This is a genomic window from Desulfogranum japonicum DSM 18378 (assembly GCF_000429945.1).
In the GTDB taxonomy this organism is placed as follows: domain Bacteria; phylum Desulfobacterota; class Desulfobulbia; order Desulfobulbales; family Desulfobulbaceae; genus Desulfogranum; species Desulfogranum japonicum.
The window spans coordinates 1-1,005 of the sequence record NZ_KE387000.1; the positions used below are offsets into that span (position 1 = coordinate 1).

Genomic DNA, 1,005 nt, shown 5'->3' on the forward strand with positions numbered 1-1,005 from the left:
ACCTGTACCTGCTAATCTGCTTCGTACCTACCAGGAGCAGTTACACAAATCCCGGATTGATAGCACATACCATACTTCCTTTCTGAAATGGTTCCGTTACTACTATGACTTTTGTTTAAAATATTCTTTTGAGGGGACAGACCCTAAAGCTCGAGTCTCCTTCAGGGAGAAATTGCGCAGTAAAGGGCAGGCCCCCGACCTGGTCAGGCAAGCTGATGAAGCGGTAGATATTTATCTGCAACTTGTTCGGGCTCGATTCAACGGACCAGCAGGTTCATTTACGGAGGACAAGGGGGGAACCTTGCCAAACACAATGAAAAAAAGTCGTCTGTCCAGCGCAAGAGGTAAACCTGACGGAAAGACGGGGGAAAATAGCTCATCGCAACCAGCCGCCGTGAAGAACGTATCACTGCAATACGACCCAGTTAAAAGCAGGGTGGGCAATACGCCAGTTGCGGCAACAGGTACTGGAGCTGACTGGACTAAGCTCTACGATGATTTGCACTCTGCTATCCAGGTCCGCCATTACTCACCCAAAACACTAAGTTCCTACCGGTCATGGATCCGGCAATTCCAAACTTTTGTCAAAAGTAAGGATCCATCGCTCATAGGAGTGGATGATGTAAAAGCCTTTCTCACGTGGCTGGCTGTTGAGCGGCATGTTTCGGCATCCAGCCAGAATCTCGCTTTCAACAGCCTGCTCTTTTTTTTCCGTAATGTCTTGGGTAAGGAATTCGGTAAAATTGAAGGAGTGGTTCGAGCTAAAAAGCGGTCACACATTCCGGTCGTTCTTGACCGGGCGGAAGTTGATCAGATTGTTGCAAAACTGTCTCACCCGTACAGCCTGATTGTCAAACTGCTCTATGGTTGCGGTCTGCGTCTATTCGAATGCCTGCAGCTACGAATACAATGCTTTAATTTCAGCGCTGGGGTGTTGACTATACATGATGGCAAGGGACAAAAAGATAGAACGGTACCCATTCCCGAAATATTGGTTCCGGAGTT

The 1,005-nt window shown here is 48.0% G+C and carries 1 protein-coding gene; it reads left to right on the forward strand.

Annotation, left to right across the window (positions count from 1 at the left end):
- Positions 1-313: 313 nt before the first annotated feature.
- Positions 314-1,005 (forward strand): phage integrase N-terminal SAM-like domain-containing protein (locus G493_RS31560; RefSeq protein WP_153306693.1); only part of this gene is annotated, 692 nt, incomplete at its 3' end.